Genomic DNA, 25,785 nt, shown 5'->3' with positions numbered 1-25,785 from the left:
TGTCGGCGGTCAGCACCACCATCGCCTGCGCCACGCCGGGTAGGGCGCGCAAGGCGGCCTCGGCGGCGTCGCGCACCGGGGTAAAGCCTGCGGCTTCATGCGGGGCGATCCTGATCGCCAGACTGACCCTGCCGTCATTCACCGTCAGCCCCGCCACCCTGTCCGATGCTGCCAGCGTGCCGCCATCCGGCAGACGCACCGATGCCAGCGCGGCGCGGGCGCGGTCGGTCAGCGGGGGGGCGGCATTGGTGTTCATCGGGGTTCCGGGGGGCTAAGAAATGGCCCGGCACGAGGGGGTGCCGGGCCTTGATACGCTTGCCGGACAGCGCCGGAAGGGGGGGCGGCCTATTCTGCCGGGGTTGTCCGCGCATCATTGCGGACGCGCGTTTCCTTGACCTCATCCACCCAGAGCGAGTGATGCTCTTTCGCCCAGTTCTCATCCACTTCGCCGTTGCCCATGGCGTCAAACGCGCCCTCCATCCCGAGCGTGCCGATATAGATATGGCCCAGGATAAGCGCTGACATCCCTGCGGCGACAAGCGCGTGGATCACCTGATAGAACTGCCAGTCGGCCACGGTGCCCGCCTCGGCGGGGAACAGCAGCATGATGCCGGTGTAAGACATCGCCGCGCCGCCCAGAACCACCGCCCAGAACACAATCTTCTGGCCAAAGTTGAACTTGCGTGCAGGCGGATGGACGCCCTTTTTCAGGATTCCGCCGCCCTGCTTGATCCATTCCAGATCAATCCTGGCCGGGACATTGTGGATCACCCACAGCAGGAACACCATGATCAGCGCGGCCATGAAGGGCCATGCAAGGTAGTTATGCGCGATCTTGCCCCAGGCGGTCATCGTGCCGAACGCCCTTTCGCCGACCAGCGGCAGAATGACGGTGCGCCCGATGATCAGATTGAGCCCGGTCAGCGCCAGCACGATAAAGGTGGAGGCCAGCAGCCAGTGTGCGAACCGCTCCACCGAGGTGAAACGCAGGATCTTGCGGCCGGAAAAGCCGCCTTCGACACGGATGCGCCCGCGGATCAGATAGAACAGCACCAGCACCGCCAGCGTAACCAGTATCGCCGCAATCGACAGGGTGTGCAGCGTGGCCCCCTGCATGGCGGCCCAGAGCTTGTTGTCGGGGTTGATCAGCGCGGCGGCTTCAGGATTGGGGATCGACACGCGGCCACCAACGACCTCGCCCGATTGCAGGCCGCGCATCAGCGCCTCTTCGTTGACCGAACTGGCCGTCGGGTTGACCTGCGCCAGTGCCGCACTGGCCCCGGCCAGTGCCAGCCCCGATGCAGCAGCAAGGCGGGACAGTATCTGTTTCATGCTTTCATCCTCCCGTTTGCGGCCCTAGACCGAGACCGACTCGCCATACGCCGTACGCCAGCCCCAGGCGCCTGAGCCATAGCCGCGCGTGACCACGCGCTCGCGGTAGATATCGGCGATGATGTCACCATCCCCGGCCAGCAGCGCCTTGGTCGAGCACATTTCGGCGCAGAGCGGCAGCTTGCCTTCGGCCAGACGGTTTGCACCGTATTTCTGGTATTCGACGGCGCTGAGGTCAGCCTCGGGCCCGCCCGAGCAATAGGTGCATTTATCCATCTTGCCGCGGGTGCCGAAATTGGCCGTCTGCGGGTATTGCGGCGCGCCGAAGGGGCAGGCGTAGCTGCAATAGCCGCAGCCGATGCAGGTGTCCTTGTTGTGCAGCACAACTGCATCGGCGGTGGTGTAGAAGCATTGCACCGGGCAGACCGCCGCGCAGGGCGCGTCGGTGCAGTGCATGCAGGCCATGGAAACCGAGCGCTCGCCCGGAAGGCCGTCATTGATGGTAACCACCCGCCGCCGGTTGATGCCCCAGGGCACCTCGTGCTCGTTCTTGCAGGCGGTGACGCAGGCGTTGCATTCGATGCAGCGGTCAGCGTCGCAGAGGAATTTCATCCGTGCCATTTTTATCCTGCCTCCCTTACGCGGCTGCGATCTGGCAAAGCGTGGCTTTGCCTTCATGCATGCCGGTCACCGGGTCATAGCCATAAGTTGTGATGACGTTGACCGATTCACCCAGAACGATCGGGTCGGTCCCTTCGGGGTACTTGCCCCGCTGGTCCTCGCCCTGGAACCAGCCCGCAAAGTGGAACGGCATGAAGGCCAGACCGGGGTTGACCCGTTCGGTGACCAGTGCCTTCACCTTTGCGCGGCTGTCGCCTTCGGCCCCCGTCACCCAGACCCAGCCACCATCGACGATGCCGCGCGCGGCTGCGTCCTGGGTGTTGATCTCGACGAACATGTCCTGCTGCAGTTCCGCCAGCCATGGGTTCGAGCGGGTCTCTTCGCCGCCGCCCTCGTATTCGACCAGACGGCCCGAGGTGAGGACGATGGGGAAGCGCTCTGCCACCCGGTTGTCGACATTGGCCATCTGGATGCTATGCCCGATATTGGGCATCCGCTGGGTGCGGCCGTCTTCGCGCGTGGGGTATTCGGCCACCAGATCGGGGCGCGGCGAATAGATCGGCTCGCGGTGCACCGGGATCGGATCAGGCAGGTTCCACGCCACGGCGCGGGCCTTGCCGTTGCCGTAGGGCACGCAGCCATGCTCAATGGCGACCCGCTGAATGCCGCCGGACAGGTCGATCGACCAGCTGACCGCGCCCGCATTGTCGCCGCCGATGCCCTCGATGACAGCCAGTTCTTCGGCGGTCAGGTCAGCGTCCCAGCCCAGTTGCTGCAGCAGCGCATAGGTGAATTCCGGGTAGCCGTCCTGAATATCCGAATCCACCGGCCAGCTGCCTTCGGCGAGAAGGGTCTCGCCCTCGCGTTCCAGCCCGAAGCGGGGGCGGAAAGCGCCGCCGCCATCCTTCACCGCGATATTGGGGTTGTAAAGGATATGCGTGCCGGGGTGGCGGAACTCCGGCGTACCCCAGCAGGGCCACGGCAGACCGTAGTAATCGCCGCGCACCTCTTCGGGGGCATCGGGGCCGGCGCGCAGCGTCACCAGATCAAAGTGCTGCTGGTTGTTCATATGGGCCTTCAGCCGCTCAGGGCTCTGGCCGGTGTAGCCGGTTGACCAGCCGCCGCGATTGATCTCCTGCAGGATCGATTCCGCAGTTGGTTCCATGCTGAACTTGCCCTGAACCATCTCATAGTTCTTGAACATCTCGTCAGCAAAACCCAGCCGCTGGGCCAGCCCGTACATCACCGCGAAATCGTTGTCCGATTCAAAGATCGGCTCGACAATCTTCTGGCCCCACTGGACCGAGCGGTTAGAGGCGGTGCGCGAGCCGGAGACCTCGAACTGGGTGCAGACCGGCAGCAGATAGGTGTTGTCGGTACGCGAATGGAGTGCGGCAAAGGTTGTCGGGTGCGGGTCGGCGACGACCAGCAGCTCCAGCGCATCCATACCGCGCTGGGCGTCCTGCATCCGGGGCACGGTGTTGCCGCCGTGGCCGAAGACAAGCATCGCTTTCAGGTTGTCGCGCTGATCGATCTCGTCGGCATCCATCAGCGTGGCGTCGAACCAGCGGGTCGAGGTGATGCCGGGCACCTCCATATTGGCGACCGCATCGCGCGCCTCGCGCCCGCCTTTGGCCGGAACGGCGTCAAAGCGGCTGACGAAGTATTCATAGGGCACATCCCAGACGCGCGCCCAGTGGCGCCACGCCCCTACACCCAGACCGTAATAGCAGGGCAGGTTGCCCACATCGAGGCCGAAATCCGTGGCGCCCTGCACGTTGCAATGGCCGCGGAAGATGTTCGCCCCGGTACCGGGAAAGCCCACGTTGCCGGTGGCCAGCAGCAGGTCACAATAGGCGCGCACATTGGCGGTGCCCACGGTGTGCTGCGTGCCGCCCATGCACCAGATGAAGGTCGAGGGCTTTTGCGTTGCAAAGGTTTCCGCCACGCGGCGCAGCGTGTCACCCGGAATGCCCGATATGTTTTCAACCACTTCGGGCGGGTAGGCGCGCACGAATTCGCGGATCTGGTCCATGCCGTGAACGCGCTGGGCGATGAACTCGTCATCCTGCCAGCCGTTTTCAAAGATGTGCCACATGATGCCCCAGATGATGGCAATATCGGTGCCGGGGCGCATACGGACAAATTCGGTGGCATGGGCGGCCGTGCGGGTGAAGCGCGGGTCGATGACAATGACATTCGCCCGCTGCGTCTCTTTGCCCTCAAGGACGTGCTGCAACGAGACGGGGTGCGCCTCGGCGGCATTGGAGCCCATGAAGATAACGGTCTTGGAGTTGCGGATATCGTTGTAGCTGTTGGTCTGTGCGCCGTAGCCCCAGGTGTTGGCCACGCCCGCCACTGTGGTCGAATGGCAGATGCGCGCCTGATGGTCGACGTTGTTGGTGCCCCAGAACGCCGCGAGCTTGCGGAACAGATAGGCGCCTTCGTTCGAGAATTTGGCCGAACCCAGCAGATAGACGCTGTCGGCGCCGCTGGTTTCGCGGATGTCCTGCATCTTGGCGCTGATTTCGTCCAGCGCCTGCTCCCATGAGATGCGCTGCCACTGGCCGCCCACCTTCTTCATCGGATATTTCAGGCGGCGGTCGCCATGGACCACCTCGCGGACCGAGGCGCCCTTGGCGCAATGGGTGCCGCGGTTGATCGGGCTGTTCCAGCTGGGTTCCTGACCCACCCAGACGCCGTTCTGCACTTCGGCGGTGACGGTGCAACCGACCGAGCAATGGGTGCAGATGTTGCGCCGCCGCTCGATATCCTGGCTGTGATCGGTCGGTCCGGCCTCGGCGCGGCGGGTCATGCCTGCGCCGACGGTCCCCAGCGCGGCCAGCCCGGCCACGCCCAGCCCAGATGCGCGCAGGAAGCTGCGCCGGTCAACGGGCTTGGTGGCAAGGCCTGCTGCCATTTGCGAAAGGCGGCCGCCCTGCGCGGCCTCACGGGTTCTGCGTTTGACCAGCATCTCTTATTCCTCCCGGCGGTAGTAGCGGTTGGTGCGGTAGAAGGCTTCGACATGCTCGGTCACGCGGTAGCGCGCGCGGGTCCGTTCATCGCCGGTCTGCTGCGCGAGCACCGGGCGCGCGCCGCCTGCTGTCAGCGCGGTAGCCGCGCCCGCCCCCAGCGCCGCGCCAAACAGGCTGCGGCGGCTGATGTCACTATCCCGATCTTTCGTCATGTCCAACCTCCCTGGGTTCCGGGCTTGCGCCCGAAGACATTCAACAATTGCAACTCAGGCGGCCAGGGCAAATGCCCGTGCCTCGATATCCACCAGCAAGCGGCCGATTTCGGCCAGCGGACGGTAAAAGTTGGCGCTGGGGGCAACCGCAAGGTCGTCCATGCACTGGCCTGCCCATGGCGCGACATGGCGGCGGAAGAACGCAGCCTGATCGGCGGGGGCCACGCTCAGCTCGCCCGCGGCCATCTGGCCCATCACCTCGAACAGCAGCGCGATATGGTCTTCAGGTTCGTGCCGGCCCTGCGCGCGCGCGATCCCCAGCCGCTTCAGCTCGCCGCGCAGCTCCGCCAGCGGGCGCTCGTTCAGGAAGCCTGTCAGGTAGAAACTGGCATAGGGCAGCAATTCGCCCCGGCCCACGCCGATGAACAGCTCGAAATACTCGCGCTCCACCTGCGCGGCGCTGCTTTGCGCCGCCGCGCGCGCCAGTGCGGCATAGGCCTGACCCATCGCCGTGGCATCACCCCGAAGGTTTGAAATACCCTCCAGCGTCGCGGCGTCGGGCGGATTGGCAAGCAGACGGGAGAGGAAGCGATACTGCTCGCTCCGCATCAGATCGAACTCGTCGCTCGCTCGCCCGGGACCGGGCTGGCTTGCTGGCATCTGAAACGCCTCCCATTGCGCAGCGAAGGGCTGCTATGCAGATTTCCTCGTTTCCCTGCATTTGATACAGTATAGCTTCAGGTTCAAAGGACGGTCAATTGAAACCGGGGGCAGGGGATACGACCTTTGTCTAGGCGGGCCGCCCCTTGACGCGCGGCGCTTGGGCGTTCAGCCCGGCATCGCGCCGCCGTGCCGCCTGCCCTGAGACCTGTCCTGAACGCTTTCCTGAGCCCGCTCCGGGGCGACGGTGGGTGACGCCTGCACGGCGGGCTCTTCCGTCAGCCCTGCTTCAGTATCTTCCGCTGGTTCCGCGTCAGGCGATGCTTCCGCCACGGCCTCATGTCCGGCGTCCGGGGCCGCTTCCGGCGGCTCAACTGGCCTGGGGCCGGGGCCGCGCAGTCCTTGCAGCATCTTCTGCACGGCGTCGGGGCTTATCCGCCCTCCGGCACCGGGCACGCCGCCGGGGGTGTTCCAGTCCCAATGATAATCAACCGCGCAATCCTTGTGATCGCGAATCGCCGGGGTCAGCAGCCACATCTTGCGCATCGCGGCATTCTTCAGCGCCGAGGGCACGCCGGGCCGCAGAAAGGGCGCGAGGCTGCTTTCCGGTGTCAGTTCTTCGATCCGGGGCAGGGCGGCCAGTATCTCGTCGCTCAGCAGGGGTTCTTCGGTTTGCCCGGATGTGCCTTCTGCAGGGCTTTCGTGCAGGTCTTCGGCAGGCGGCGCGCTGCGCCCCTCCTCATCCTTGCGCCCCTCTTCACCTTTGCGGCGTGACCAGCGGTCCAGAAAGCCGCTCATGGCTTGCCCCCGCGATCATGCCATTTCTGGCCCTGCGCGAGAATGCGCGGTGCGCGCGATTGCATCGCATCGGGGTCAACGGGCTGGCGCTTGCGCTTCTTGAACGGGATTTCGACATGATGCGCGGCGACGAAAGCCGCGAGTGCATCGCGCACCGTGGCGGGCATCGGCAGGGCCTCCACCACGGCCTCAAGGTCACTGGCGTATCCCTCGCCCTCATAGGGGTCAACCGTCACGCAGGCCAGTTCCTCGCGGCGCATCACTACCCAGACCGAGGGGCGGCCGGAGTTCAGGTTGTCCAGATGATGCGCGGTATCCCCGGAATACAGCACCATGTCGCGGGCGCCCAGATACCATGTCTCGGTTCCGTTTTCAGACGAAATCAGGGTGCCCGCCGCCAGTTCCGGCGCTGCGGGCAATACCGATGTCGGGCGCAGTTCCGCCTGCCCCCAGCGGGTGACGGGCGGGCGGCGGGTTGCGAGAACACCCAGACGTAACCTTTGTTGCGGCATGTGTTCCTCATTTCGGTTCAGGCGCGGTTCAGCTCAGGCCGCTCAGTGCACCGGCGCGGGCAGGGTCAGCGGCAGGCCCGTCAGCAGGTTCTGCGGCTTCAGCCGCACCGCCATATCCGGCCCCAGACCCAATATAAGCCAGACCGGATGGCCTGCCAGATCAGGCAGCATGACCGAGGGGTCGGCAAATGCCAGCCGGAACAGCCCCACCATGGTATCGCGCGGGGTTTCACCCTTCCACAGGGCATTGCCGATGGCGGTGCCGGTCTGGTCCAGCCCCACGAACCAGTGCAGATCGACGGCATCGGCGCGGGTTTGCGGGGTGATGGTGACCTGATGGCCGGTCATATGCGCGACAAAGGCCTCCATCGCGCGGGCCAGCCCCTTGCGCGCCTCAGGATCGCCGCCGAAATTCAGCACCGTTGTATGCGCGTCCGAGCGTGACCAGTAGGTCCATTCATTCCCGCCGCCCAGCACATCCAGCCCGTCAATCCCGCCCGAAAACATGGCGGTGAGGGGGGAAGCGTGCATTTCGGCCTCGAACGCCTGCACCAGTTCCTCATCGGCCAGCATCAGCGTGCCGTCCTTCACCTGACCGCGCTGCGGGCGGAACATCAGCTCGGCGGCGCGGATCACCTGCGCGTCCTGGCAGCCATCCAGCGCGTTGCGCAGGATCAGCTGCACCAGCTGGTTCATGAAGACCACCGGCAGGCGTATACCCTCATGAACGATGCGGGCATAGCCGGCCTCGATACTGCCCTCTTCCATCAGGATTTCGCGCAGGCGTAACAGGAAGCCCCAGTTTTCACGCGCATCGGCATCGGCCATGCCCGCCAGTTGCAGCGCCGGGACAGGCGCGCGAGGGTCAGCCATCAGCCGGGCGTGGATGGCGCGTTCGGCGGCGCAGGCGTCAGTGGGCGGCAGCACCTCTGGCCGGGCAAGCCATGCCAGCAACAGTTCGTCGGTGACCAGCATGCGCCCGGCGCTGTCCAGCCGGGTCAGATGGTGGCCGCTGGCAACCCAGAATTCGGGCATCAGTCCCTCCCGCGCAGGGCGAACAGATCGACCGTATCGCCCGCTTCTTCTTCCTCGACGAAATGAAACGCCCGGTCATGGCCCTGCAGATGCGCCCCGCCAAAGGCGGTCTCATCGCGCGGCTTGAGGGTGCGGAACTGCTCGCGGATCTCGGCACCTTCAAAGCGGCGATAAAGGGCGATCAGCGTGTTCACCTCATGCCCCCGGCACAGGCTTTCGGCCAGCGCCACCTCTTCCTCGGCAGCGGGCAGGGCAGTGGCGATATCGGGCGCGCCCAGATGCGTCACCAGTTGTTCGGCCAATGCCTGCACCATCGCCGCGCGCTCGGCAGAGCTGGCGTCCTGCACCACAACCAGCGTGGAATGGCCAAAGCTGCCCACCCCCAGAAACCCGCTGCGAAAGGCGATGGCCTCCTTGCGCGACAGGCTACCCTCAGGGCGGCCCCAGAACAGGAAAGTGCCGGGCACCGCCCATTCGCCGGGTTCGGCGGCGCGCGTGAAAACCACGGTATCAGAGGGGTCCAGCCGGATGGTGCGGGGCAGGCGGGTCACAGCTTTGGCCCCGCATCGCCGCGCCAGCCGTTCTGGCCAAGCGCCTCCATCAGCGGCGGGAACTTCCGCCCGCCTGAGGGGGTGATCTCGATCAGCCGGTCCCCTTCCAGCCGCCGCACCCCGCGCAGAAGCGGCGGGTCAACGCGCATCAGGTAGCGGTTGGTCACGGCGTCCAGCCCGTCATGCGCCCAGCGGTCGAAATAGAGCATCATGTACGAGGCAAAGGTGGAAATGATCGCCTCAGGGGCGTCAAATTCATCTTCCTTCAGCGACAGGCTGTCGGGATAGTCGCCGGGGTTTTCCAGCTGGTCGCGGTCGGCGATCAGCTCAGCCGCAAAGACCATCCAGTCCGGCACCGCGCCGGGTTTGCAGCCCGGCGCCACCCTGAAACGCCCGCCGCCCAGCCTTGCCTTGTCATAGCGCAGCTCATCCGGCCAGACAAAACGCACCGGGCGCTCCGGCGGGCAATGCGCGGCCAGCGCATCCCCCAGCGCGGTCATGCCCAGCAAAAACGCCATCTGTGCCTGCTCAAGCGGCTCTTCCGGCTCCAGCACCACGGCGAAGGCCAGAAGGCCCGGCGCATGGCGCACCACCAGCGTGCCTGCGCCGTGTTCAGGGGCCAGCGCGGCGGCTTCCTCCAGAATATCCGTGCCCCGGCCTTCGATCAGCGTATAGGGCGGCGGCAGTATCAGCGGGTCTTGCAGCATTGCGGTCCTCTTCCTGGCCGGCAGTGTCGCGTTTGCGGCGGCTGTGGGCAAGCGGTTCTTTCTGGTGACTACCCAAGCGGCGGGCCAGGGGTTATATCAGACAGGTTGACACGCGCCAGCCAGGGAAACCCTATGCCAGAGACGCAGCACCGCATCCTGACCTGCACCTGTGAGGGCACGATGCCGGTTGATACCGCCGCCTTGCACAAGGCAGGCCTGCCGACCTCAGCGCGCCCGGCGCATCAGCTTTGCCGTGCCCAGCTTGACAATTTCCGCAGTGCGCTGGGTGATTTTGCGGCGGTCACGGTGACCTGCACGCAGGAAGCGGCGCTGTTTTCCGAGCTGGCCGAGGATGCGGGCTTTGATGGCAGTCTGCGTTTTGTGAACATCCGCGAAGCCGGCGGCTGGTCTGAACAGGCGGGCAAGGCGGGGCCGAAAATGGCCGCGCTGGTGGCGATGGCCGGTATTGAGCCGGCGGGTTTTGACGTTGTGAGCATGGAAAGCGCAGGCGTGGCGTTGGTGCTGGGCGCTGGCCCCGAGGCGCTGGAGGCCGCCGAGACACTGGCCGAGGCGCTGGATATCACCCTTCTGCTGACCCCCGGCGCGCAGGTCACGCCGCCCCGGCGCACCACGTTTCCCACGCTTCAGGGCCGTATCCGCAAGGCGCAGGGGCATCTGGGCGCCTTTGCGCTGACGGTCGATGCATTTGCCGCCCCCACCCCCTCATCGCGCGGCGCACTGCGTTTTGAAGATGCGCGCGACGGTGCGGTATCGCAATGCGATCTGGTGCTGGACCTGACCGGCAACGCCCCCCTCTTCCCCGCTGCCGATCTGCGCCCCGGCTACCTGCGCGCCGACCCGCGCGACCGGGTGGCGGTGGCGCGGGTGGTGGGGCAGGCGGCGCAGATGGCGGGCACCTTCGACAAGCCGCGCTACATTGATTTTTCAGCGGATCTTTGCGCGCATTCGCGCAATCAGGTCATCGGCTGCACCCGCTGCCTTGATCTGTGCCCGACGGGCGCCATCACCCCGGCAGGCGACAGCGTGGCGATTGACCCGATGATCTGCGCGGGCTGCGGCCAATGCGCGGCGGTCTGCCCCACGGGCGCGGCGGCCTATGCGCTGCCCACGGTTGAAAACCTCGCCGAGCGGCTGCGCGCGGGGCTGATCGCATGGTTCGCGGCGGGCGGCACCGGCGCGCCCGTGATCCTGCTGCATGACGAGGGGCACGGCGCGCCGCTGATCGACGCTGTGGCGCGCTTCGGCAAAGGGCTCGCGGCGCATGTCATCCCGGTTCAGATCAACGAGGCCACCCAGATCGGCCCCGAGCTGCTGGCCGCCGCACTGGCCTGGGGCGCGGGCGGCCTGCGCATCCTGACGCGCGCACAGCCGCAGCATCCGATTGACGGGCTCGATGAAACGCTGGCCATGATCGACGTGATCGGTGCAGAAACCGGCTACCCCGCCGACACCTGCGCGCTGATCCAGACCGATGACCCCGACGCGCTTGAAGCCGCGCTGCGTGCCCCCGCCCTGCGCGCCCGGGCCGCCCGTTCCAGCTTCCTGCCGCCTTCTGACAAACGCGGGCTTCTGACACTGGCGCTGTCGGAAATGAACCGCACCGCCCCGGAACCCGCCGCCTGTGTCGATCTGCCCGCAGGCGCCCCCTTCGGTGCCGTGGTGCTGGATACCGATGCCTGCACCCTCTGCCTCGCCTGCGTGGGGGCCTGCCCGGCGGGGGCGCTGCATGATAACCCCGACATGCCGATGCTGCGCTTCACTGAAAGTGCCTGTGTGCAATGCGGGATCTGCGCGGCCACCTGCCCGGAAGACGCCATCACCCTCGCCCCGCAGGCTGATTTTACGGCATGGGAAAACCCGCGCCGCCTGCTGAAGCAGGAGGAACCCTTCTGCTGCACGGCCTGCGGCAAGGCCTTCGGCACCCGCTCCAGCATCGCGCGGGTGCAGGAGAAACTGCAGGATCACTGGATGTTCGCAGGCGAAAGCGGCGCCAGACGCCGCGCGCTGCTGACCATGTGCGACGATTGCCGCACCATTCAGGTGGTGGCCGACGGCTTCGATCCGATCGACAAGGAAAAGGTCACAGGCGGGAACTGACCCCGGTAACGCACTGTGCCGATTGCGGGCGCGACCCCTGACGCCCGTATGTCTGCCGAAAACTTCACCGGCCCGGCGCGCATTCCCTGACACAGGCGATCCGCAGGAAAACTTCCGCTTGCCGGGAATCACCCTGCCCTGCAAGCTGGCTTCATTCCAGCCCGGCCCCTCAGGGCGGCGCGGGCGGGCTGGCGCCCATGACCGCCCATCCAGCAAGGGACCATCAGAATGTGCGATATCTGCGTGATGAACTCGGTCAGGGAACGCATGCTCAGCAGGCGTGATTTTTTCCGTGGCTCGGTGACAGGAGCCGCGGCGGTGGCCGCGGCGGCAGCGGGTATGGGCGCGGTGGCTCCGGCGGCCTTTGCCGCAACGCCCGCCAGTGTGGCTGACATGACGCACACGCTGCACCCTGATTTCCCCACCTTCTTCGGCGATCAGCAATTCTTTGAGGAACAGCTTTTCAATTACGCGGAACACATGTTCAACCTCAAGGAAATAAGGGTGAACGAGCATACCGGCACCCATATGGACGCGCCGCTGCACTTCTCGGCTGACGGGCTGTCGGTCGATGAAATCCCGGTGGAAAAGCTGGTGGTGCCGCTGGCGGTGGTGGATATCCGTGAAAAGGCGGCGGCGGATGCCGATGCGCAGCTGACGCCCGATGACATCCGCGCCTGGATCGCGCAGCACGGGCCACTGCCGGCGGGGTGCTGCGTGGCCATGCTCTCGGGCTGGGAGGCGCATCTGAATGACGCGAAATTCCGCAATGCCGATGATGACGGTACCATGCATTTTCCCGGCTTTCATATCGAGGCCGCGCAGATGCTGATGGAAGAGGCCGATGTCGCAGGCATCGCGGTCGATACCCTCTCGCTTGATCACGGGCTCTCGCCGGATTTCGCGACCCATTACGCCTGGCTGCCCTCCAACCGCTGGGGTATCGAATGCATCGCCAATCTGGCCGAAGTGCCCGCCAGCGGCGCGACACTGGTAGCGGGTGCGCCCAAACACCGGGGCGGCACCGGCGGCCCCGCGCGCATCTTCACGCTGTTCTGATGGCGACGGTTCCCCTGATCAGTGACGAAGCGGCCAGCCCTGAGGCGCTGACTGTCTTTGACGACATCCGTTTGAAGCGCAACACCGATTATGTGAACAACTTCTGGCGCGCGCTGGCCAATGATCCGGCGCAGCTTCAGGCGGTGTGGGAGAGGCTGCAGAGCGTCATGGGACCGGGCACACTCGACCCGCTGGTGAAAGAGATGATTTATATCGCCGTCTCGGTCAGCAACGGTTGCAGTTACTGCGTTCATTCCCATACCGCGGCGGCACGGGCCAAAGGCATGACGGCAGAGCAGCATGGCGAGTTGATGGCGGTGATCGCCATGGCCAGCCAGACCAACGCCCTTGCCACGGCACTGCAGGTCGAAACCGACGAACGCTTCAGCGCGCGCAGCGATTGAGCCTGAGGCGGGCAAAGGAGGGGGCTTTGCCCCCTCTTGGCCTGCGGCCAATTCACCCCCAGGATATTTATTGAACAGATGAAGGAGGCGCGCCGGCCATCATTTCACCTGTTCATAAATATCCCGGGGGAGGCGCCCGACGGGCGGCGGGGGCAGAGCCCCCCTGCCGCGCACCGTCGGTGCGCGGCCCGGCCCAACGGGATGAGCCGCGCGGGCAGCGCCCGGGCGCGAAGACGGGCGGGAGCGCCCCTGTTCTACGGGATCAGGACGGTGGAACCCGTGGTGGCGCGCGACTCCAGCGCGCGGTGGGCATCAGCCGCCTGATCGAGCGCGAAGCTCTGATCAATGCGGATTTTCACCGCGCCCGAGGTTACCTTCTCGAACAGGTGGCGCGCCATTTCCTGGCAGGTATCGGCATTCGCGGTATGGGTGAAGAGTGTCGGCCGGGTCACCTTCAGTGAGCCGCGCGAGGCCAGCATCGACAGGCTGAACGGCGGCACCGCGCCTGAGGCATTGCCATAGCTGATCATCATGCCCAGCGGTTTCAGGCAATCGAGCGAGGCCTCGAACGTCGCCGCGCCGATGGAATCCATCACCACATCCACCCCGCGCCCTTCGGTGATTTCGCGCACGCGGCTGGGGAAATCCTCGCGGTTGTAATTGATGACCTGATCGGCGCCATGCGCACGCGCCAGCGCGCATTTCTCGTCCGATCCGGCGGTGCCGATCAGCCTGATCCCTTCCGAGCGCGCCCATTGGCAGGCGATCAGCCCCACGCCTCCGGCGGCAGCGTGGAACAGCACGGTATCGCCGCGTCTGATCGGTGTGGTGCGGTGAAAGAGGTATTCCACCGTCATCCCCTTGAGCATCATCGCCGCGCCTTCCTCGAACGCGATCGCGTCGGGCAGGGGGCAGACCTGCGCGGCGGGCATCACCCGCTCGGTGCAATAGGCGCCCGGCGGGAAGGCGGCATAGGCGGCGCGGTCGCCGGGTTTGAGATGGGTCACGCCTTCGCCCACGGCCTGAACCACCCCGGCGGCCTCAAGCCCCAGCGCGGTGGGCAGTTCCATCGGGTAAAGCCCGCTGCGCTGGTAGCAATCGATGAAATTCAGCCCGCAGGCGTGGTGGCGGATACGGATTTCGCCGGGGCCGGGTTCGCCCACCGGGCGATCCTCGATTTCCAACACCTCGGGGCCGCCGTGTTTGCGGATGATGACCGTTTGCGCCATGTCTGCCTCCCTGATTGACACTTTACCCTGAGATACCCTGATTGTGCCGCGTCGGACAGGGGTATCCGCCCCCTCTTCCGCCTTCCCGGGAAACCGTTCTACACTGCCGACCATGGCCTTCACCCTTCGTCAGCTTCAGTTCTTCGTTGCCGCCGCCGAGCAGGGCTCGGTCACCGGGGCGGCGCGCGCGCTTTCCATCTCGCAAAGCTCGGTGACCGAGGCGATCCGGGCGCTGGAGGATGATCTGGGTGTGCAGCTGTTCGACCGTCAGGCCTGGGGGCTGGAGATCACGCATCGCGGCAGCCTGTTCCTGCGCCACGCCCGCCAGATCCTCAGCGATGTTTCCAACGCGCGCCATGCGTTCCGCGATGAGGTGGCGCAGGCGGGCGGGCGGCTGGCGCTGGGAGTGACCTCGCTTGTGGCGGGCTATGTGCTGTCGGATATTCTGGCGCGGTTCCGCCGGGCCTATCCGAAGGTGGAGCTGAGCGTGATCGAGGACAGCGGCGAATATCTGCAGCACCTTCTGATCGGGGGTGAGTTGGACGTGGCGGTGCTGCTGACCTCATCCATCCGCGACCGCGCCGCGCTGCATGTAGAGACGCTGCTGGTGTCGCCCTACCGGCTGTGGCTGCCGCTGGGCCACCCGCTGGGCAATGCCGAGGCGATCACGCTGGAGCAACTGGTGGAGGAGCCGCTGATCCAGCTGATGGTTGATGAGATTGAGGAAAGCATGCGCCAGCTTATGGCGGCGATGGAGGTCAAGCCGACCATCGCCTTCCGCACCCGCTCGGTTGAGGCGGTGCGCAGCCTTGTCGCCACCGGGGCGGGCATGGCGATCTTGCCGGGCCTTGTTTACCGCCCATGGTCGCTGGAAGGCGACCGAATCGAGATCCGCGATGTTTCCGGCGATCTGCCCTCGGTGCAGGTGGGGCTGGCGTGGCGGCGGGGGGCGCCGGTCAGCCAGCCTGCCCGAAATTTCATCAAGGTCGCGCAATCCACCCTGCCGGGGCGCTGATTGCCCGGGGCCTGCCCAAACCCTTGAAAATATGTTCCGGGCAGGGGCGGCTCGGCAATTTTCGAAGGGGCATCGGTAAAACCGATAGCTGTCTTCATGATTTTGATATTGCGAAACATGCGCCCCTCTCGTCTGTTCAGGGCAACCACAGGCGCGGTCACAACGGCCGGCCGATCCAACCGGGGAGCATTAATATGAAGCATCTGAAACTGATGGGAACGACGGCACTTGCAGGGCTTGTCGCCTTCACCCCCGCCCTTGCGCAGATCGCCGAGCTTGGCGCGCCCGAAGGGCAGGTCAATATCGTTGCATGGCCCGGCTATATCGAGCGGGGCGAAACCATGGCGGAGTTTGACTGGGTCACCAGTTTTGAGCAGGCCTCGGGCTGCACCGTCAACGTCAAGACCGCCAACACCTCGGATGAGATGGTTGCGCTGATGAACGAAGGCGGGTTTGACCTTGTCACCGCTTCGGGCGATGCCTCGCTCAGGCTGGTGGCGGGCAACCGGGTGCAGCCCATCAACCTGTCGCTGATCCCCAGCTGGAGCGATGTGGATGAGCGGTTGCAGAACGCGCCGTGGTATGTGGTCGATGGCGTCCATTACGGCGTGCCCTATCAGTGGGGGCCGAATGTGCTGATGTATAACACCGAGGTGTTCGGTGACAGCCCACCCGACAGCTGGAACGTGGTGTTCGAGGAGATGGACCTGCCCGATGGCCAGCCCAACCGGGGCCGCGTTCAGGCCTATGACGGCCCCATCCATATCGCCGATGCCGCGCAATACCTGATGTATCATCAGCCTGAACTGGGCATCGTCAGCCCCTATGAGCTTAATCAGGAGCAATACGACGCCGCGCTGGACGTGCTTCGCGTGCAGCGCACGCTGACGGCGCGCTACTGGCATGACGCTTTCATCCAGATGGATGACTTCCGCAATGAGGGCATGGCCGCCTCGGGCACATGGCCGTTCCAGGTGAACCTGTTGCAGGCCGATGGCGTGCCGGTGGCCTCGGTCATCCCGGTGGAGGGGGCGACGGGCTGGGCTGACACCAGCATGATGCATGTCGATGCCGCGAACCCGAACTGCGCCTATATGTGGATCGAACACACCCTCAGCTCCAACCTGCAGGCCGACCTGTCGGTCTGGTTCGGGGCCAACCCGGTGGTGCCTGCCGCCTGCACTGACGGGCGCGGCATGCAGACCGCCGAGGGCTGCACCCGCAACGGTTTCGATGATTTCGAGCGCATCCGCTTCTGGACAACCCCGGTCACGCGCTGCGAAAGCCAGGACGAATGCGTGCCCTATTACCGCTGGGTGTCGGATTACATCGGGGTGATCGGCGGGCGCTGAGCGCGCCCCCTTTCCCTTCCTCTCACACAACAAGGTTGCACCCCCGCGCAAGCGGGGGTCTGCGCCGCCTCATTCCTGTTGGACGCCCCATGCAAGCAGCCGTCGAATTCGCCAATGTATCCCGCCATTTCGGGCAAATCCGGGCCGTTGATGGTGTCGATCTGCGCATTGATGAAGGCACATTCTTTGCCATGCTCGGTCCCTCGGGTTCGGGCAAGACAACCTGTCTGCGGCTGATATCGGGGTTTGAAACGCCCACCGGCGGGGCGATCCGCATCTTTGGGCAGGATGTGGGCGCGGTGCCGCCCAACCGGCGCAATGTGAACACCGTTTTTCAGGATTACGCGCTTTTTCCGCATATGAACGTGCGTGACAATGTGGCCTACGGGCTGATGGTCAAGGGCGTGGGCAAGCGTCTGCGGCTGGACAAGGCCGATGCGCTGTTGTCGCTGGTCAAGCTGGACAGCTATGGCGGGCGCAAGCCGGGTGAGCTGTCGGGCGGGCAACGCCAGCGGGTGGCGCTGGCCCGCGCGCTGGTGAACGAGCCGAAGGTGCTGCTGCTGGATGAGCCGCTGGGCGCGCTGGACCTGAAGCTGCGCGAGGCGATGCAGGATGAGCTGAAGGCGCTGCAACGGCGCCTTGGCATCACCTTTGTCTTTGTCACCCATGATCAGGGTGAGGCGCTGTCGATGGCCGATCAGGTCGCGGTGTTCAACGAGGGCCGCATCGCCCAGATCGGCACCCCCGCCGATATCTATGACCGCCCCCGCACCCGGTTCGTGGCCGATTTCGTGGGGTCATCGAACGTGCTGTCCCCTGACATGGCCACCCGCTTTGGTGCCGCCGCCCAATGGGCCAGCCTGCGCCCGGAATCGGTGCGCATCGGTGCTGAGGGCGCGCGCGTCTCGGGGCAGGTCACGGCGCTGCGCTACCTCGGCGCTGGCACACGGGTGATCGTGGCGGTGCCGGGCGGCGAGATCGCGGCGTTCCTTGGCAAGGGCCAGCCGGTCCCCGCACCGGGCGAAACCGTCTCACTGGGCTGGAATGAGGACGCGCTGCACGCGATGGAGGGCGGGGCATGACGCTGACCGCCGACAGCCCACCCCCCGTTATGCCCGTTCAAGCCACCACCGCCATCCTGCCCCAGCGTGGCCCCGGCGACCGGCTTTCGGCGCTGTTCTGGCGTCATCCCAATGTGCTGCTGGCGGCGCTGCTGATCCTGCCGCTGGCATGGCTGGGCATTGTCTACCTCGGCTCGCTCGCGGCGCTGCTGCTGCAAAGCTTCTACTCAATCGACGAATTCTCGGGCCAGATCGTGCGCGAATTCACCCTGCGCACCTATCTGGAATTGCTGCGCCCGGCGAATATGGACATCATCATCCGCACCGTTTCCATGGCGGCGGCGGTGACGCTGGGCGCGGCAGTCATCGCCTTTCCCATCGCCTATTTCGCCGCCCGCTACGCGCGCGGCCACTGGAAGGCGCTGTTCTATCTGGGGGTGATGCTGCCCTTGTGGTCATCCTATCTGGTCAAGGTCTATGCGTGGAAACTGATCCTCGCGCGCGAAGGGATCATCACCTGGGCCGCCGATGCCGTGGGCGCCTCGGCGGTGCTGGCGGCGATCCTCTCGCTGCCGGTGATCGGCGGCACCTCGCTTTCAACCAGCTACCTCGGCACCTGGCTGGTGTTCCTCTACGTCTGGCTGCCCTACATGATCCTGCCGATGCAGGCGGCGCTGGAGCGGGTGCCGCAGTCGATGCTGGAGGCCTCGGCAGACCTTGGCGCCTCAAGATGGCAAACCTTCCGCACCGTGATTTTCCCGCTGGCGATGCCGGGGATTATCGCAGGCTCCATCTTCACCTTCTCGCTGACACTGGGCGATTACATCATCCCGCAGATCGTCGGCTCGTCGCGCCGGTTCATCGGGCAGGCGGTGTATCAGTTGCAGGGCACAGCGGGGAACATCCCGCTGGCGGCAGCTTTCGCCGTGGTGCCCATCGTCATCATGCTGATCTACCTCACCATCGCCCGGCGGAAAGGAGCGTTCGATGCCCTCTGAAAAACGCCCGCCGCTGGCCCTGACCATCAGCGCGGTCGCAGGGCTGATGTTCCTGCACCTGCCGATCCTGCTGATCTTCCTCTATGCCTTCACCACCGATGAGCGCACCTACCAGTTCCCGCCGCCGGGGCTGACCACCCAGTGGTTCGCGGTGGCATGGAACCGGGCCGACATCTGGCCGCCGCTCTATCTGTCGCTGCGCGTGGCGTTCATCTCCACCACCATGGCGATGATCCTCGGCACTTTGTGCGCGGCGGCCATGGCGCGCACGCGGTTTTTCGGGCGTGACCAGATATCGCTGCTGATCATCCTGCCGATTGCGCTGCCCGGCATCATCACCGGCATGTCGCTGCGCTCGGCCTTCGCGATCATGGATATCCCGTTCTCGACATGGACCATCGTGATGGGCCACGCCACCTTCTGCATCGTGATCGTGTTCAACAATGCCGTGGCCCGCTTCCGCCGCCTCTCGGGCTCGATCGTCGAGGCCTCGCTCGATCTGGGCGCGAACGGCTTTCAGACCTTCCGCTATGTGCTGCTGCCGAACCTCGGCTCGGCGCTGCTGGCGGGCGGGATGCTGGCCTTCGCGCTGTCGTTTGACGAGGTGATCGTCACCACCTTCACCGCCGGGCAACAAAGCACCCTGCCGATCTGGATGCTCAATGAGCTGGTGCGCCCGCGCCAGCGCCCGGTCACCAATGTCGTCGCCATCGTGGTGTTCGTCACCACCTTTGTGCCGATCCTGATCGCCTATTACCTGACCCGCGGCGGCTCGGAAACCGCGGGCGGGGGCAAGTAACCCAACGGAGGAACCCCATGAGCGATATCGACACCGCCCTTCTGATCGGCGACCGTTTTGAGCCGGGAGAGGAGGCGAAAGAGCCGATCCTCAACCCGCGCACCGGCGCGCTGATCCTCGATGTTGCCGAAGCTTCGACCGCGCAGGTTGACCGCGCCGTCACCGCTGCGCGCAAGGCGTTTGAACGCTGGTCCCGCACCACCCCGTCCGAGCGCTCTGCCGCCCTGCTGCGTATCGCCGACCGGATCGAGGCCGAGGCCGAAGGCTTCGCCGCCCTTGAGGCCCTGAACTGCGGCAAGCCGATCAATGCGGCCACCAATGATGAAATCCCGGCGGTGGTCGATTGCTACCGCTTCTTTGCCGGTGCGGTGCGCTGCCAGACCGGCGCTATCGCGGGTGAGTATCTGGAGGGGCACACCTCGATGGTGCGGCGCGATCCGATAGGGGTGGTGGCTTCGATCGCGCCCTGGAACTACCCTTTGATGATGATGGCGTGGAAGCTGGCCCCGGCGATTGGCGGCGGCAATACGGTGGTGTTCAAACCCTCGGAACAGACGCCGCTGACCGCGCTGAAAATGGCCCGCATCCTGGCCGAGGAACTGCCGGAGGGCGTGGTCAATGTGCTGCCGGGGCGGGGCCATACGGTGGGCAACTATCTGATCAACCATCCGCAGGTCGATATGATCTCGCTCACGGGCGATGTGGCGACCGGCAAGAAAATGCTCGATGCGGCTGCCAAGACGGTGAAGCGGACGCATCTGGAACTGGGCGGCAAGGCCCCGGTGGTGGTGTTCGACGACGCCGATATCGCCGAGGTGGTTGAGGGGCTGCGCGCGTTCGGCTTCTATAATGCCGGGCAGGATTGCACGGCGGCCTGCCGGATCTATGCGGGCAGAAAGGTCTATGACAAGCTGGTGGCAGACCTGACGAGCGCCGTGGCCTCGATCCAGCTGGGCAATGCCGATGATACCACCAATGAAATCGGCCCGCTGATCTCGCTGCGCCAGCGCGACCGGGTGGCGAGCTTCGTCAACCGCGCGCGCGAGTTGAACCATATCGAGATCACTACGGGCGGCGAGGCGATGGATCAGGGCTTCTACTATCGCCCCACCGTCGTTGCGGGCGCGACGCAGCAGGACGAGATCGTCCGGCGCGAGGTCTTCGGCCCGGTAGTGTCGATCACGCCCTTCTCGGATGTCGATGAGGCGGTGACATGGGCCAATGACAGCGACTACGGCCTCGCCTCCTCGGTCTGGACCCGCGATGTGGGCCGCGCCATGGCCACCGCCGCGCGCCTGCGCTACGGCTGCACATGGATCAACACGCATTTCATGCTGGTAAACGAGATGCCCCACGGCGGGATCAAGCAATCCGGCTACGGCAAGGACCTGTCGGCGTATGCGCTGGAAGACTACACCTTCGTGCGCCATGTGATGATCAAACACGGCTGAACCGTTGACCTGATTGCCTGCTTCGCAGAAGCCTTTTTTCAACAGAAAGGGGGCGCTGCCCCCGCCCGTTCTGCTGCGCAGAACAGACTCCCCCGGGATATTTCTGAACAGGTGAGGCAGGGGCGTAGCGCCTCCCTTTCATCTTGCCGGAAATACGCGGGGGTGAATGGGCCGCAGGCCCAGAGGGGGCAAAGCCCCCTTTCTTCGCCCGCGCAAGAAAAAAGGGGGCCGGTGCCCCCTTTTTCCGTTGCGTGAAAAATACTGCGCTCAGCCCAGGCGGGCGGCGACGTTTTCCCAGTTCACCAGCTTGTCGAGGAAGTTCGACAGGTAAGCCGGGCGCTTGTTGCGGAAGTCGATGTAGTAGCTGTGCTCCCACACGTCGCAGCCCAGAAGCGCTGCCTGGCCGAAGCAGAGCGGGTTCACGCCGTTTTCGGTCTTGGTGACCTTCAGCGCGCCGTCCTTGTCTTTGACAAGCCAGCACCAGCCCGAGCCGAACTGACCGGCGCCCGCTGCCGAGAATTCTTCCTTGAACTTGTCGACCGAGCCGAAGGATTCAACCAGTGCTTTTTCCAGCGCGCCGGGAATTTTCTTGTTTTCGCCCGGGCCCATCATCTCCCAGAACTGGGCGTGGTTCCAGTGTTGGCTGGCGTTGTTGAAGATGCCATTCTGGGCGACTGCGCCGGGCTGGTAGGTGCCGCGGACGATATCTTCGAGGGACTTGCCTTCCCACTCCGACCCGGCGATCAGCTTGTTGCCGTTGTCGACATAGGCCTTGTGGTGGATATCGTGATGATATTCCAGCGTTTCGCGGCTCATGCCCAGAGCGGCAAGCGCGTCATGGGCATAGGGCAGATCGGGCAGGGTGAAAGACATGGTGATCCTCATCTCTTGTTGTTTGCGTTGGGGCAAATAAGGGACTTTGGGTGCGAAAGGTCAAGGGTCCGGGGCGAAACAAACCCGGCCCCGGCATGGACCTGCCCATGATCAGCGCGGATAAAGCCCTACTTCGCCACCCGGGGCTGAGACGGTGGCGAGCAGCTCGGCCATGTAGCGCGCGACCGAGCGGAAGCAGATGAGGGTGAATTCGTCTGCCCCTTCGCGGATCAGGGCGGCGGCGATCTGGGCGGCGCGGGTGCGCCGGATCCCGCCGGGCGGGAAGGTGGCGAAATCGACCGGGCAGATCTTGGCGAGCACGTCGCAGGATTGCGGGCCGGTTATGGTAAAGACAGCGCGGGCGTCGGACACATCGGCCAGGGTGACGAAGGCGCCTGCCAGCGCGGCCTCCAGCGCGGTGATCATGGCCGGGGGGCGGGCAGGGTCAGTGAGGATCAGGAGTTCGTCAGGCGACATCCACGCCAATGCGCCGCCCGTGCCCCTGGTTACCCGTCGCTGGCCGGGGATGGCCGCGCCGGTTTCCTGTTGCAGGGCCAAAGCCAGCGCGGGCAGCGCGAGGTCGCCGCGCAGCGTGATCATGCCGCGCGGACCGGCCTCGGTTGCGTTCACCAGCCCACTGTAGTGAAAGCCCGGCAGGGCGCTGATGGTTTCAGACATTCTGTTTCTCCCCCGCCTTGTCAAAGAATACCACATCGACGATCCGCGCGCTGACCGGCTTGCCGTCTTCACCCATGAAGCTGATCACCTCGCCCATCCGGTCCGGCCCGCGATGGACCAGCCCCATGGCGATGCCCTTGCCCAAAGTGGGTGAGAAATAGGTGGAGGTCACCCGCCCTTGTGTGCGGCGCTGGCCGTTGGCATTCACCCCTTCCAGCGGCGACAGGGCGCCATCCGGCAGAACGGAGCCATCCAGCGTTTCCAGCCCCACCAGTTGCCAGCGATCCGTCGAGGTCATGCCCGGGCGCTCCATCCCGCGCTTGCCGAGGAAGTCTTCCTTTTTCTTCGACACGGCCCAGGAAAGCCCCAGATCCTGCGGGATCACGGTGCCGTCGGTCTCATCGCCGATCATGATGAAGCCCTTTTCGGCGCGCATGATATGCAGCGCCTCGGTGCCGTAGGGCATCACGCCGAATTCGGCGCCTGCATCCATCAGCCTGTCCCACAGCGCGCGGGTCCGGCCAGCGGGCGCGGCGATCTCATAGCTCAGCTCGCCTGAGAACGAGATGCGGAACAGCCGCACCGGAATACCGGCCAGCGTGCCCGCGCGCCATTCCATGAAGGGCAGTGCCTCACGCGTCAGATCAATGTCGCCGCCCAGCTTTTCCAGCACCTTGCGGGCGTTCGGCCCCACCACGGCGATCTGGCCGAATTGTTCGGTCAGGTTGACCACATGCACCTGCCAGTCCCACCATTCGCATTGCAGCCAGTCCTCCATCCACGCATGGATGCGGTCTGCCCCGCCCGAGGTGGTGTGGCACAGGAAGGCATCATCCGACAGGCGCGCGACCACGCCATCATCCATGAGGAAGCCGTTCTCGTTGCACATCAGGCCGTAGCGGCATTTGCCCGGCTTCAGGGTGCTCATCATGTTGGTATAGAGCATGTCCACGAAGCGCGCGGCGTCGGGGCCTTTGACCAGCAGTTTGCCCAGTGTCGAGGCGTCCAGCAGGCCAAGACTGTCGCGCGTCTGGCGTACCTCGCGCAGGACCGCATCATGGCGGGACTCGCCCGCGCGCGGGTAGGAATACGGGCGGCGCCAGTGGCCGACGGGTTCCCATGAGGCCCCGTGCGCGTCGTGCCAGTCATGCAGGGGCGTGCGGCGCAGGGGCTGGAAGACATCGCCCCGCGCCTCGGCCCCGATGGCGCCCATCGAGATGGGGGTGTAGGGCGGGCGGAAGGTGGTGGTGCCGGTCTGCGGGATGGGCTGGCCAAGGGCGTCGGACAGAATAGCGAGGCCGTTGATATTGCTCAGCTTCCCCTGATCGGTCGCCATGCCAAGCGTGGTGTAGCGCTTGGCGTGTTCGACCGAGGCATAGCCCTCCTGCGCGGCAAGCTGCACGTCCGAGACCTTCACGTCATTCTGCGGGTCCAGCCACATTTTCGCACGCAGATCATAGCCCGCGCGGGCGGGCATCATCCAGACGGGCAGCAGCGGCTCCTCAGGCTCAGCCGTGGCGGCCTTCGCCACCAGCGCCTCGCGGTCGCCGGGAAAGGCGGCAATGGCCTCGGCCAGAATATCGGCGGTGTTCATCAGGCCGTTGGCGCTGCCCAAGGCTGTAACGAAGCCCTTGCCGTCATGGCCCAGGGGCGGGCGCGCCGGGTCCGGGCGGAAGAATGCGCCCTGCTCATCCCACAGCAGTTTGCCGCCGCAATGCGACCACAGATGCACGACCGGAGACCAGCCGCCGGACATGCCCAATGCGTCGCAGGCGATGGTCTCGGCCACCGCGCCGCCGTCACCGTCCTGCCGGCAGAGCGCCACCGCGCTTACGCGCTTGCCCCCCTCGACATGATGCACCGCCATGCCCTCGGCCACGCGGATGCCAAGGGCGCGGGCGCGCTCGGGCAGGGTGCCGCGCGCCTCGGTGCGGGCATCGACCACGGCGGCAACCTCCACCCCAGCCCCATGCAGTGCCAGCGCCGTGCGATAGGCGTCATCGTTATTGGTGACAATCACCACGCGCTTGCCCGGCACCACTGCCCAGTTGGCCAGATAGTCGCGCATCGCGCTGGCCAGCATCACTCCGGGGATATCGTTGCCTGCGAAGGACAGGGGCCGTTCGATCGCGCCGGTGGCGTTGATCACATGGCCCGCGCGCACCCGCCACAGCCGGTGGCGGGGCTTGCTGCTGCCCGGCTCATGATCGGCGACGCGCTGATAGCCCAGCACATAGCCATGGTCATGCACCCCGGCGACCATTGTGCGCGGCAGGATCGTGACATTGGGCATGGCTTCCAGCGTTTCCATCGCCTCGACCTGCCAGCCGTCGGCGGACAGATCGTCGATGCGCGCGCCGTCGGTCGTCACGCGCCCGCCGAACCGGGCCTGTTCCATGACGATGACGCGCTTGCCCTGCTGCGCGGCCCCCAAAGCGGCGGTCAACCCGGCCAGCCCGCCGCCTGCCACCAGCACGTCGCAAAAGGCATAGATCTGCTCATAGCGGTCGGCATCGTGGGTTTCCGCATCCGGCGCGCGGCCCAGCCCCGCCGTGCGGCGGATGAAGGGCTCATAGATATGCTTCCAGAACGGGCGGGGATGGATGAACATCTTGTAATAGAAACCCGCCGTCAGGAACCGCGCAAAGGCGTTGTTCACCGCGCCGATGTCGAATTCCAGACTGGGCCAGTGGTTCTGGCTGGTCGCTTTCAGCCCGGCGAAAAGCTCGGTCGTGGTGGCGCGCTGGTTGGGTTCGAACCGCGCGCCCTCATTCAGCCCCATCAGCGCGTTGGGCTCTTCTGCGCCTGCGGCCATGATGCCGCGCGGGCGGTGGTATTTGAACGAGCGACCGACCAGAAGCTGATCATTGGCCAAGAGCGCCGAGGCGAGCGTATCGCCCTCAAAGCCCTGAAACTGCTTGCCGTTGAAGGTGAAGGTCAGCGGCTTGCTGCGGTTGATCAGGCGGCCGCCTGCAGGAAGTCGGTGGCTCATTTGTAACCCTCCCATTCCGGGCGGCGGGCCTTGATGGCCGCGACGATCTCTGCCGGTGGCTCGGTCGTCTGCGCCGCGTAGGTGCCGAACACCTCAAGCGTGACGGTGCAGCGCGCGGCAAGGAACCATTTGCCGCAGCCATAGGCGTGGCGCCAGCGCTCGAAATGAACACCGCGCGGGTTCTTGCGGTTGAACATATACGCCTCGTATTCGTCATCCGCGCTGCCGGGGCCGAAGCGCTTGAGATGCGCCTCGCCGCCGTTTGTGAATTCGGTTTCCTCGGCGGTGACGCCGCAACAGGGGCAGGTCAGAAGAAGCATGGGGCCTCCATCGGTGCGGCGGACAAGCAAAAG

The 25,785-nt window shown here is 65.4% G+C and carries 25 protein-coding genes; 9 read left to right on the top strand and 16 right to left on the bottom strand.

What is annotated here, in order from left to right:
* From V7Q53_RS12810 to V7Q53_RS12760, 11 genes are all read right to left on the bottom strand, one after another.
* Window positions 1–256: iron-sulfur cluster assembly protein (locus V7Q53_RS12810; RefSeq protein WP_333828962.1), on the bottom strand; the 256-nt coding region annotated here is incomplete at its 3' end.
* 89 nt (window positions 257–345) lie between these two features.
* Window positions 346–1,332 (bottom strand): formate dehydrogenase subunit gamma, encoded by a 987-nt coding sequence (locus tag V7Q53_RS12805; RefSeq protein WP_333828961.1) that lies wholly within the window; start codon window positions 1,330–1,332, stop codon window positions 346–348.
* Between the two features lie 24 nt (window positions 1,333–1,356).
* The gene (gene fdh3B / locus V7Q53_RS12800; RefSeq protein ID WP_333828960.1) at window positions 1,357–1,953 is read right to left on the bottom strand and encodes a formate dehydrogenase FDH3 subunit beta; all 597 of its coding nucleotides are present in this window, start codon (window positions 1,951–1,953) and stop codon (window positions 1,357–1,359) included.
* A 16-nt stretch (window positions 1,954–1,969) separates the two neighbouring features.
* Window positions 1,970–4,924, bottom strand: coding sequence for a formate dehydrogenase subunit alpha (locus tag V7Q53_RS12795; RefSeq protein ID WP_333828964.1), 2,955 nt, complete (start codon window positions 4,922–4,924; stop codon window positions 1,970–1,972).
* 6 nt (window positions 4,925–4,930) lie between these two features.
* A complete protein-coding gene (locus tag V7Q53_RS12790; RefSeq protein ID WP_333828959.1) occupies window positions 4,931–5,140 on the bottom strand; it encodes a hypothetical protein in 210 nt (69 codons plus the stop codon).
* 54 nt (window positions 5,141–5,194) lie between these two features.
* The gene (locus V7Q53_RS12785; protein ID WP_333828958.1) at window positions 5,195–5,800 is read right to left on the bottom strand and encodes a TorD/DmsD family molecular chaperone; all 606 of its coding nucleotides are present in this window, start codon (window positions 5,798–5,800) and stop codon (window positions 5,195–5,197) included.
* A gap of 168 nt (window positions 5,801–5,968) precedes the next feature.
* Entirely contained in the window at window positions 5,969–6,598 is a 630-nt protein-coding gene (locus V7Q53_RS12780) for a DUF3306 domain-containing protein (RefSeq protein ID WP_333828957.1), read from the bottom strand.
* Window positions 6,595–7,110: a DUF3305 domain-containing protein gene (locus V7Q53_RS12775; protein WP_333828956.1), complete on the bottom strand. Its 516-nt coding sequence runs from the start codon at window positions 7,108–7,110 to the stop codon at window positions 6,595–6,597. Before V7Q53_RS12775 ends, V7Q53_RS12780 begins: the two co-directional genes overlap by 4 nt.
* Before the next feature lie 42 nt (window positions 7,111–7,152).
* Window positions 7,153–8,145: a DUF6352 family protein gene (locus tag V7Q53_RS12770; RefSeq protein ID WP_333828955.1), complete on the bottom strand. Its 993-nt coding sequence runs from the start codon at window positions 8,143–8,145 to the stop codon at window positions 7,153–7,155.
* Complete coding sequence (locus V7Q53_RS12765) at window positions 8,145–8,696, bottom strand: DUF6505 family protein (RefSeq protein ID WP_333828954.1); 552 nt, start codon at window positions 8,694–8,696, stop codon at window positions 8,145–8,147. The genes V7Q53_RS12770 and V7Q53_RS12765 overlap by 1 nt, the downstream gene beginning before the upstream one ends.
* Window positions 8,693–9,403 (bottom strand): biotin/lipoate--protein ligase family protein, encoded by a 711-nt coding sequence (locus tag V7Q53_RS12760; protein WP_333828953.1) that lies wholly within the window; start codon window positions 9,401–9,403, stop codon window positions 8,693–8,695. The genes V7Q53_RS12765 and V7Q53_RS12760 overlap by 4 nt, the downstream gene beginning before the upstream one ends.
* A 132-nt stretch (window positions 9,404–9,535) precedes the next feature.
* On the opposite strand from V7Q53_RS12760, the gene V7Q53_RS12755 reads away from it, so the two are divergent.
* From V7Q53_RS12755 to V7Q53_RS12745, 3 genes are all read left to right on the top strand, one after another.
* A complete protein-coding gene (locus V7Q53_RS12755; RefSeq protein WP_333828952.1) occupies window positions 9,536–11,521 on the top strand; it encodes a 4Fe-4S binding protein in 1,986 nt (661 codons plus the stop codon).
* Between the two features lie 228 nt (window positions 11,522–11,749).
* The gene (locus V7Q53_RS12750; RefSeq protein WP_333828951.1) at window positions 11,750–12,580 is read left to right on the top strand and encodes a cyclase family protein; all 831 of its coding nucleotides are present in this window, start codon (window positions 11,750–11,752) and stop codon (window positions 12,578–12,580) included.
* Window positions 12,580–12,984, top strand: a complete 405-nt coding sequence (locus tag V7Q53_RS12745; protein WP_333828950.1) for a carboxymuconolactone decarboxylase family protein — start codon at window positions 12,580–12,582, stop codon at window positions 12,982–12,984. Before V7Q53_RS12750 ends, V7Q53_RS12745 begins: the two co-directional genes overlap by 1 nt.
* 254 nt (window positions 12,985–13,238) lie before the next feature.
* On the opposite strand, the gene V7Q53_RS12740 is transcribed toward V7Q53_RS12745, so the two are convergent.
* A complete protein-coding gene (locus V7Q53_RS12740) occupies window positions 13,239–14,213 on the bottom strand; it encodes a quinone oxidoreductase family protein (RefSeq protein ID WP_333828949.1) in 975 nt (324 codons plus the stop codon).
* A 112-nt stretch (window positions 14,214–14,325) separates the two neighbouring features.
* On the opposite strand from V7Q53_RS12740, the gene V7Q53_RS12735 reads away from it, so the two are divergent.
* The 6 genes from V7Q53_RS12735 to V7Q53_RS12710 all read left to right on the top strand — a co-directional run bounded on the left by V7Q53_RS12735 (window position 14,326) and on the right by V7Q53_RS12710 (window position 20,889).
* Complete coding sequence (locus V7Q53_RS12735) at window positions 14,326–15,228, top strand: LysR substrate-binding domain-containing protein (RefSeq protein ID WP_333828948.1); 903 nt, start codon at window positions 14,326–14,328, stop codon at window positions 15,226–15,228.
* Between the two features lie 194 nt (window positions 15,229–15,422).
* A complete protein-coding gene (locus tag V7Q53_RS12730; protein WP_333828947.1) occupies window positions 15,423–16,580 on the top strand; it encodes an ABC transporter substrate-binding protein in 1,158 nt (385 codons plus the stop codon).
* 89 nt (window positions 16,581–16,669) lie between these two features.
* Complete coding sequence (locus tag V7Q53_RS12725; RefSeq protein WP_333828946.1) at window positions 16,670–17,662, top strand: ABC transporter ATP-binding protein; 993 nt, start codon at window positions 16,670–16,672, stop codon at window positions 17,660–17,662.
* Window positions 17,659–18,639 carry an ABC transporter permease gene (locus V7Q53_RS12720; RefSeq protein WP_333828945.1) on the top strand — a complete coding sequence of 327 codons (981 nt, stop codon included), beginning with the start codon at window positions 17,659–17,661 and terminating at the stop codon, window positions 18,637–18,639. The genes V7Q53_RS12725 and V7Q53_RS12720 overlap by 4 nt, the downstream gene beginning before the upstream one ends.
* Entirely contained in the window at window positions 18,629–19,438 is an 810-nt protein-coding gene (locus V7Q53_RS12715) for an ABC transporter permease (protein WP_333828944.1), read from the top strand. Before V7Q53_RS12720 ends, V7Q53_RS12715 begins: the two co-directional genes overlap by 11 nt.
* Window positions 19,439–19,464: 26 nt before the next feature.
* Window positions 19,465–20,889 carry a gamma-aminobutyraldehyde dehydrogenase gene (locus V7Q53_RS12710; RefSeq protein WP_333828963.1) on the top strand — a complete coding sequence of 475 codons (1,425 nt, stop codon included), beginning with the start codon at window positions 19,465–19,467 and terminating at the stop codon, window positions 20,887–20,889.
* Between the two features lie 267 nt (window positions 20,890–21,156).
* Here the strand turns inward: V7Q53_RS12710 and V7Q53_RS12705 are convergent, their stop codons facing one another.
* The 4 genes from V7Q53_RS12705 to V7Q53_RS12690 form a co-directional block, all read right to left on the bottom strand.
* Window positions 21,157–21,762, bottom strand: a complete 606-nt coding sequence (locus tag V7Q53_RS12705; RefSeq protein ID WP_333828943.1) for a superoxide dismutase — start codon at window positions 21,760–21,762, stop codon at window positions 21,157–21,159.
* 111 nt (window positions 21,763–21,873) lie between these two features.
* On the bottom strand, window positions 21,874–22,440 hold the full coding sequence (locus tag V7Q53_RS12700; RefSeq protein WP_333828942.1) for a sarcosine oxidase subunit gamma: 567 nt from the start codon (window positions 22,438–22,440) through the stop codon (window positions 21,874–21,876).
* A complete protein-coding gene (locus V7Q53_RS12695; protein WP_333828941.1) occupies window positions 22,433–25,432 on the bottom strand; it encodes a sarcosine oxidase subunit alpha family protein in 3,000 nt (999 codons plus the stop codon). The genes V7Q53_RS12700 and V7Q53_RS12695 overlap by 8 nt, the downstream gene beginning before the upstream one ends.
* Window positions 25,429–25,752 carry a sarcosine oxidase subunit delta gene (locus tag V7Q53_RS12690; RefSeq protein ID WP_333828940.1) on the bottom strand — a complete coding sequence of 108 codons (324 nt, stop codon included), beginning with the start codon at window positions 25,750–25,752 and terminating at the stop codon, window positions 25,429–25,431. Before V7Q53_RS12690 ends, V7Q53_RS12695 begins: the two co-directional genes overlap by 4 nt.
* Window positions 25,753–25,785: the final 33 nt, after the last annotated feature.

Source organism: Pararhodobacter sp., from assembly GCF_036802785.1.
Classification (GTDB): domain Bacteria; phylum Pseudomonadota; class Alphaproteobacteria; order Rhodobacterales; family Rhodobacteraceae; genus Pararhodobacter.
This window is presented reverse-complemented; position numbering and strand designations above follow the sequence as displayed.